The organism is Parachlamydiales bacterium (assembly GCA_041671045.1).
Classification (GTDB): Bacteria; Chlamydiota; Chlamydiia; order Chlamydiales; family JABDDJ01; genus JABDDJ01.
In genome coordinates, this window is sequence record JBAZCF010000014.1 from 47,324 (window position 1) to 54,561 (window position 7,238).

Here is a 7,238-nt window from a genome sequence, read left to right on the forward strand (position 1 = left end):
TAATCAAAAGAAGGATTGGGAGCCATGGTTTTTTAACCCTGCACTGCATGCAATAAAAGTAGGAGTTTTTTGAGGGCGGGAATAAGAAAAATTAAATTTTTACTTTAAGTTTTAAGGAGTTACAATTATTGATGTAGGGATACTCAAAACCAGGCTAATATTATGCTCCGTTGGAAATTTCTGTTTCACGCTTTCATCCTTTCTTCACTCCCGTTTTTTTGCCATGCTGACCAAGACTTGCTAAAAACTTCTGATGTTCAGAAGGTTATGCAAGAACTTTTACAGCGTCATGTCGAGAAGAAAGAAGTAAGCCCGGAGCTATTACAAAATGCAGTCCGCGCGTATATCGAACAGTTTGATTCCGGACATGTGTATTTATTAGAACAGGAAGTAAAACCCTTTGTTTATCTCAGTCCCACAGAGCTGAGTGCCTTAAAAGAAGACTATGCGAAAGGGGATTTTAGCCTATTTAAAAAAATTGATGTCCTATTTGTCCGTGCTATTGAACGTGCGCGCTCAGTCCGCAAAGAGCTTTATGCCACTCCGGATACATTATTTACTGCCAGTTCACAGGCAGCAAAAGAAGCGCTGGAAGGATCGCCTGTGCTCCCATTTGCAACATCGCCTGCAGCTTTGAAAGAACGTAATCAAAACGAGCTCATTGCATATATCCGTTCACAAATGCGCCGTTTCGGAGCTGCCGATGTTCTGAATCAAAAGAAATCCGTATTAGCTAATTACGAAGACGAAGCGCGCACCCATGAAAATCCTTACCTTTTTGAAGATATTGAAGGCAAACCCTTAGTTGCCTCCGCTAAAGAAAATATATTTACTATCCACGTATTAAAAGCCTTCGCCACCATTCTAGATGCCCATACCAGCGTGTTCAATCCGGAAGAAGCTTACGATATGCGCGTACGCTTGGAAAAACAATTCAACGGCGTCGGCATTATCGTCCGTAAAAAACCCGACGGTGTCTTTGTTGAAAGAATATTGCGTGATAGCCCCGCGGCAAAACAAGGGGGGATAGAACCCGGAGATAGATTGGTCGAAATCAATGGACGCAGCGCTTATAACATTCCTTATGAAGAGCTACAGAATCTTTTGCGCGGTGATCGCGCCCAAAAAGTCACATTGACATTGAAGAAAACAGGGGAGCTTATCGATAAGACTAGCCCCAAAACATATACCGTACGTTTAGAGCCTGCTATGATCACAGTCAATGACGACCGTGTGGAAATAAGCTATGTCCCTTATGGAAACGGCATCATCGGAACCATTACCCTGAAAGCATTCTATAAAGGTGCCAATGGGGTGACAAGCGAGAAAGACGTCTCTGATGCCATCAAAAAACTGGATAAGATCGGTAATTTGAAAGGTCTTGTCCTAGACTTAAGAGGGAATAGTGGCGGCTTCTTAACCCAGGCGGTTAAAGTTGCCGGCTTATTTATTACCAATGGAGTGGTCGTCATCTCCAAATACTCCACCGGAGAGGAACATTTTTATAGGGATATGGACGGTAAAACATCCTATAATGGACCCTTGGTCGTCCTGACATCCAAAACCACCGCATCGGCGGCCGAGATCGTAGCGCAAGCCCTCCAAGATTATGGCGTGGCAGTTGTTGTAGGAGACCCCCAGACCTTTGGAAAAGGAACTATCCAAAGCCAAACCATCACCGGCGGCGAGCAGTCTCCCTCCTATTTTAAAGTCACTGTAGGTAAATACTACACAGTCTCCGGACGAACACCGCAGTTGGATGGGGTGAAGGCCGATATTACCGCGCCAAGCGAACTGAGCTATGAGGAAATAGGGGAAGAGTATCTCGAAGATGTGATTCCCGCAGATAAGATTTTGGCTTCCTTCTCCGATCAATTGGCAGATGTAGATCCGCAAATGAAGCCTTGGTATCTCCGTTATTACGTCCCCAGCTTGCAGCAACAAGAAAATAAGTGGCGTACGCTTATACCTGAGCTGCGCCGCAATAGCTTGGCGCGTATTCAAACCAATAATGATTACCAGCGGTATCTGACAGCTTTATCTGTAGCCCATCAGCAAAAAAGGCCTTTTAAAGAGAATGTAGCGCCGCTGCATGAACTTCAGCACCAAGAAGCGATCAACGTCGTCAAAGACATGGTCGACTTGGATTCTACTCTTAAATCAAATTAATCTTAGTTTTGGTGAGATTGAGGATGGGATATGCAAGTGGAATACTTGCATATCCCGCTTCATAATAGTGCATTAAAGTCTAATTTCACTTCTTCAAAATAGCTGTTGCGGAAAATCCTGCCCTTAGCATAAATTCTTCTGCATGTGGCCAGGTAGCTCAGTCGGTAGAGCGAAGGACTGAAAATCCTTGCGTCGCTGGTTCGATTCCAGTCCTGGCCACTTCGGCGAAGATGTTTTCACATGAAAATATCTTCGCCATTTTTGTTTCAAGAGATTCTGCTTAATTTTTCTGATTGAGCATTCTTAAGCTACAGATAACTTCTCGACATCATTGCTAAATGAACGCCATTGGTACCAGCTGAATGCATCGGATGCAAGGGATGATACGGCAGCTGCAAGGAACAGGAAAGGCGAAGCCGCTTGAGCTGTAGGAACAACTAAGGATAGACCCGAAGCCAGCCATAATGCGCTGGATGCAGTGTATAAGAATTGAGAGCAAATAGCTGCGTTTTGCACTTTATTGATAAGCTTTAAAAGCTTTTCTTTTTTAGCATCCGGAGCATTTTGAAGATCTTCCATCATAGTGATAAGGTAATCTTTGTCGGCCCAGTAATATTTCATGACTTCTTTATCTGTTATACTCTCGAGGTACGCTTTAGTTTCCTTGTATTCAACATCAATGCTGTGTTTGGAAATCAGCTGAGATGCACTGTACTTTTCGTAGACTGCTTGACCACTATTCACAAAATATTTGACTATTCCCAAGCCCGAAATAACAGAAGTGGCGATATTGAAGCCAGGTAGGCAACGGATAGCGAATTTGCTGCCAAGGGCTGCTGCGATGCCGATAGGTGCGCCGGCTAGGTAAACCGCTCCCTGCACAACTTCAATACCATTATCAAAGACAAACTCATGTTCTTTTTTGGTATAAGCATCCATCATTTCAACAGCAGCGTCGTAGATATATTTGATAGCTACAGGGATAGTTAGAATTCCGAGCGTTATACCGGCAACTTTTAAAGCTTTTTGAACACCTGGCGTCTTAAAGAAGTGCTGGGTTTTTTTAGCAGCTTTTTCTACGAGATTAGTGACATTTTTTGTAGAAAGGGTAGAAGCGACTGAACCTAAAGAAGTGGCGACATCATTGGCGTTATCTATGAAGTAGCAGAGATCATAGTTGTATTGTTTTTCCATGAAAAAGGAGTACTTATTGACTAGTATCTCGCCTACACCTTGAAAACTTGAACTAATACTGCTTAGGGGGTTCATGTAATCCTTATTACTTTATAGTTCTATGATAGTATTAAAGTAATAAGGTTGTGTTAATTTAATATTGTATTTGAATTTATTTTCTTACTATCTTCTAAGCGAATAAAGCCTCTTTATCGACAATATTGCGCATATCGTTAATGTTGCCGAAGGAATATTGCCTTAAGTTATAGCGGAAAATACGGAATGACTGCTTCTCCTGCAAGCGCGGCCGTGGTGCAATTTCGGGAGATAGGAACAAATTAGGCGTATTCCATAAGGGAGACGTTGCAGGGGGCGGAGTTTGAAAAGGGATGTCCATCCAAACGCCGCGTAGCCTTTCACTGCGTGCCGCTTCGACCAAGGCCTCCTCATCTGTCACTTTAGGCGACCCCAAAATGATCAAAAGCGCTCCTTTTTTTAAGAGGTCGATCTTCGCTTTATCAAGCCACCCTGAGTTTTTCTTAGTAGCGGGTAATGTGATGCAAACAACATCTGCTTGCGGCAGATAAGTGGATGCATTCTCTAGGGAGTCAATCGTAGCAAAATGGGGTTGAAATGACTTTCTCTCGTCTAGCCCAATCACTTTCATGCCGCGAAATTCCGCCTGCCGCGCAATCTCTGTCCCTGTCTTCTGCATCCCTATCTGTAATAAGGTCTTATTTTTTAAAGCCCACATATTTTCTCTAGCTTTATGGCTCCAAACATGGGAAGGATTTTGATTAGGCTCATGCCAGACGAAAAGGGACTTGCCAAAACTTAAGATTAATCCCATCACAAACTCGCCTACCTGCACTAAGTCTTCATCTTTTGTATTTGTAACAATCACATTACCCTGCTTCTCTATCTCGAATAAACAAATTCGATTAGTCAAACTCCCAGGCAAATGAATCCATTTTAATTGGTGGGCATGCGTTAAGTCTTCACTAGTCATCCGATTGCCATACACAATTTCTATCCGTGCCCAATATTCAGGACTTAGGGTAGTATAGGATGCTTCGCTTAAGGATAAAAAGAGGTATTGGGGAAACTCTTTTAAAAGCTGGTCTACCTCATTCAATGCGAGGCGTGTTTGTAAAAGCACTATGTTCATATTATCTCTTTTACTTTCCGTTAATTTACCATATCATGTATTATGTTTTGCAAAATCATTGGCAATCCTTGGCAGTCGCCACCGCACTGATCCAAGATTTTATAGGAGTACATTATGTCATATGCCATTATAAAGTCGGGTGGAAAACAACATCGCGTAGCAATAGGCGATCTCATTGACGTCGAACTTATCCCGGTTGAACTGGGCGAAGCTGTCGAATTCAACGAAGTGTTGTTTATCCAAAACGAAACTAATTCTCTAATCGGTTCTCCATTTGTTAACGGCTATGTCGTTAAAGGCGAACTGGTTGACTTTGTTGCTGGACCAAAAATCCACAGCGTTAAATACAAAGTGCGCAAGCGTTCCTACAAAAAATGGGGCCACCGCCAGCACTATTCCCGTGTTAAAATCACTGCTATCGCACCTGTTGCATAAGGAGTAAAATACCATGGCACATAAGAAAGGACAAGGTTCTTCGCGTAACGGTCGTGATTCAGAATCCAAAAGACTCGGGATCAAAGTGGGCGCAGGACAAATTATTAAAACCGGTAATATTATCGTTCGTCAGCGTGGTACACGTTGGCATCCAGGTAAGAACGTAGGTCGCGGTACTGATGACACACTCTTCGCTTTAGCTGACGGTGTTGTTACTTTCCGTAAGACTAATCGTACCGTGGTCTCTATTGAGACAGGCGTATAAAAGACGGAACTTTTTTTGTTGATAAATGCCGCCCGGGGACCTTTCCGCGCGGCATTTTTTTTTACTAGGATGAAATTTTATGTTTGTTGATCGTGTAGTTATTCAGCTCTCCGCAGGAAAAGGCGGCAATGGTGTCGTAGCCTGGCGTAGAGAGAAATATATTCCTAAAGGGGGCCCTAGTGGTGGCAATGGCGGGAAAGGAGGAGACGTAATCCTCGTTGCCGACGAGCAAATCCCATCCCTGGACTGGTACCGTAATAGGAAGATATTAAAGGCTGAAAACGGCGCAAACGGCGGTGCAAGCCAATGTCAAGGCCGCCGCGGACAAGACCTTATCCTAAAAGTCCCTTGTGGTACCCTTGTCAAAGATTCAAGCAACGGAGAAATCCTTTGCGATATGATTGAAAAAGGACAACAATGGGTTGCATGTAAAGGCGGAAGAGGCGGACGCGGTAATGAGAGCTTCAAAACTCCCACGCGCCAAGCTCCCAATTTCGCTACAATGGGAACAATGGGCAGTGCTCGCACCATCGAGCTCGAACTTAAGCTAATCGCTGACGTGGGTTTGGTCGGGTTTCCTAACGCAGGAAAATCCACTCTTTTGAATGCTTTGACAGCAGTACCGGTTAAAATCGCCGCTTATCCATTCACAACGCTTCACCCCAACATCGGACATATTGTCTGTCCCGACCTCTCACGTATCTACATCGCGGACATTCCCGGTATTATTGAAGGCGCACACCGTGACAGAGGCTTAGGCTTCGAATTTCTACGCCACATTGAGCGTACCAAGCTTTTGTTAATCGTCATTGACGCTTCCGGTATTGATGGAAGACATCCTGCGGATGATCTACGCATCATTATCGATGAGCTGAGAAGATACAATCCGGAAATGCTGCATCGTCCTTTGCTGGTAGCATTGAATAAGATGGATACCGAAGAGGGGATTCACAATGCCGTAGAATTCGAACAGCAGTTTCCTTTTGACCATAGCTGCCTCTACAAAATTTCAGCAAATGGCGGAATAGGTTTAGGAGAGCTTGAAAAAGCTATTCAGACGTTTTTTGAACACGAGCGCGCTGTTGAAAAAACTTTAGAAGAACCACCGGAAGAAGAACCGGTAGAACACGAATATATAGCTCCAGAAGACCTTTAGTTTTATCTTCACTGTATTAATGAACGGCTTAAGAAATGTCTTAAGCCGTTCATTAATACGTGATAGTCACAATACGTCCTTTATCCAAGAAATCAATTTTAAAGTTCTTTACCTATGAAATATATCTATAGAAACATATAGTGTGTAATTATTTATTTACTTAATTTCATGCGTAGTATATTATGTTTTAAAAGTTAATAAAAAATAAGGTATAAATAATGAGTTTAGATTCAATCCAACCGGGAATTAATTACTGCAAAGAGAATCCTTTATTTATTGCGGGCTGTGTTGCTTCAGCAGTGGCTAACCCACTCCTATTTGCTGCAACAACAATTTTAGGTATGGGTGCAACATTCTTTATTGCAGAAGAAGTTGAAGGAAAACCAATAAAGGTGACTATTCATGGGCATAATGGACCCGGTACTACGATAGATCGTAGAGCGAATCGCCCGGCTTATGTATTTACTGAGATCAATCCGTTTTATAGCAAAATTTCAGGTCTTGGCGCCTCTGTGTTAGCTATTGCTTGCCACATAAATAAACAGTTATCCGCTTTATCTCCTGTATGTGGAATTGCTTCAAAAGCATTCTCTGCTTTGAACGGATTTATGCTCGGAGCCTCTATAATGAATAACATTATGGAATGGGGTGTTACTGAGGTGACCACTACAGAAAAACTAGAAAAGAGTCCTTATAGCTTGATTTGGAAAAGAACTATCACAGAAATTTAATGTCTAAGGACTTTGTCATGCATGTCAAAGTCCCTAGAACTTGTTTTATGGTTTATCAATGCCGGCATTATAAGTGTGAATTGAGTTGTTAATTTTTAATATTAAGTGAGTTAATTTATGGCTTTTGAATCAATTCAACCT

7 protein-coding genes and 1 tRNA gene are annotated in these 7,238 nt (G+C 42.6%); 6 read left to right on the forward strand and 2 right to left on the reverse strand.

Annotation, left to right across the window (positions count from 1 at the left end):
• Positions 1-162 precede the first annotated feature (162 nt).
• Together WC222_12110 and WC222_12115 are read left to right on the forward strand one after the other, a co-directional pair.
• Positions 163-2,169, forward strand: coding sequence for a S41 family peptidase (locus WC222_12110; protein ID MFA6917135.1), 2,007 nt, complete (start codon positions 163-165; stop codon positions 2,167-2,169).
• 146 nt (positions 2,170-2,315) lie between these two features.
• Positions 2,316-2,388, forward strand: a tRNA-Phe gene (locus WC222_12115).
• Positions 2,389-2,472: 84 nt separating this feature from the next.
• Here the strand turns inward: WC222_12115 and WC222_12120 are convergent.
• Complete coding sequence (locus WC222_12120; GenBank protein ID MFA6917136.1) at positions 2,473-3,438, reverse strand: hypothetical protein; 966 nt, start codon at positions 3,436-3,438, stop codon at positions 2,473-2,475.
• A 94-nt stretch (positions 3,439-3,532) separates the two neighbouring features.
• Positions 3,533-4,510, reverse strand: a complete 978-nt coding sequence (locus WC222_12125; GenBank protein ID MFA6917137.1) for an NAD(P)-dependent oxidoreductase — start codon at positions 4,508-4,510, stop codon at positions 3,533-3,535.
• A 114-nt stretch (positions 4,511-4,624) separates the two neighbouring features.
• On the opposite strand from WC222_12125, the gene rplU reads away from it, so the two are divergent.
• The 4 genes from rplU to WC222_12145 all read left to right on the forward strand — a co-directional run bounded on the left by rplU (position 4,625) and on the right by WC222_12145 (position 7,097).
• Positions 4,625-4,945 carry a 50S ribosomal protein L21 gene (rplU, locus tag WC222_12130; GenBank protein ID MFA6917138.1) on the forward strand — a complete coding sequence of 107 codons (321 nt, stop codon included), beginning with the start codon at positions 4,625-4,627 and terminating at the stop codon, positions 4,943-4,945.
• 13 nt (positions 4,946-4,958) lie between these two features.
• A complete protein-coding gene (rpmA, locus tag WC222_12135; protein ID MFA6917139.1) occupies positions 4,959-5,210 on the forward strand; it encodes a 50S ribosomal protein L27 in 252 nt (83 codons plus the stop codon).
• 79 nt (positions 5,211-5,289) lie between these two features.
• Positions 5,290-6,366 carry a GTPase ObgE gene (gene obgE / locus WC222_12140; GenBank protein ID MFA6917140.1) on the forward strand — a complete coding sequence of 359 codons (1,077 nt, stop codon included), beginning with the start codon at positions 5,290-5,292 and terminating at the stop codon, positions 6,364-6,366.
• A 218-nt stretch (positions 6,367-6,584) separates the two neighbouring features.
• Positions 6,585-7,097 (forward strand): hypothetical protein, encoded by a 513-nt coding sequence (locus WC222_12145; protein MFA6917141.1) that lies wholly within the window; start codon positions 6,585-6,587, stop codon positions 7,095-7,097.
• The last annotated feature ends 141 nt before the right edge of the window (positions 7,098-7,238 follow it).

Excerpts from the sequence above, each read along its gene's own strand:
- WC222_12110 (MFA6917135.1), top strand. The coding sequence starts at position 163 with ATGCTCCGTTGGAAATTTCTGTTTCACGCTTTCATCCTTTCTTCACTC.
- WC222_12120 (MFA6917136.1), bottom strand. The coding sequence starts at position 3,438 with ATGAACCCCCTAAGCAGTATTAGTTCAAGTTTTCAAGGTGTAGGCGAG.
- WC222_12125 (MFA6917137.1), bottom strand. The coding sequence starts at position 4,510 with ATGAACATAGTGCTTTTACAAACACGCCTCGCATTGAATGAGGTAGAC.
- rplU (MFA6917138.1), top strand. The coding sequence starts at position 4,625 with ATGTCATATGCCATTATAAAGTCGGGTGGAAAACAACATCGCGTAGCA.
- rpmA (MFA6917139.1), top strand. The coding sequence starts at position 4,959 with ATGGCACATAAGAAAGGACAAGGTTCTTCGCGTAACGGTCGTGATTCA.
- obgE (MFA6917140.1), top strand. The coding sequence starts at position 5,290 with ATGTTTGTTGATCGTGTAGTTATTCAGCTCTCCGCAGGAAAAGGCGGC.
- WC222_12145 (MFA6917141.1), top strand. The coding sequence starts at position 6,585 with ATGAGTTTAGATTCAATCCAACCGGGAATTAATTACTGCAAAGAGAAT.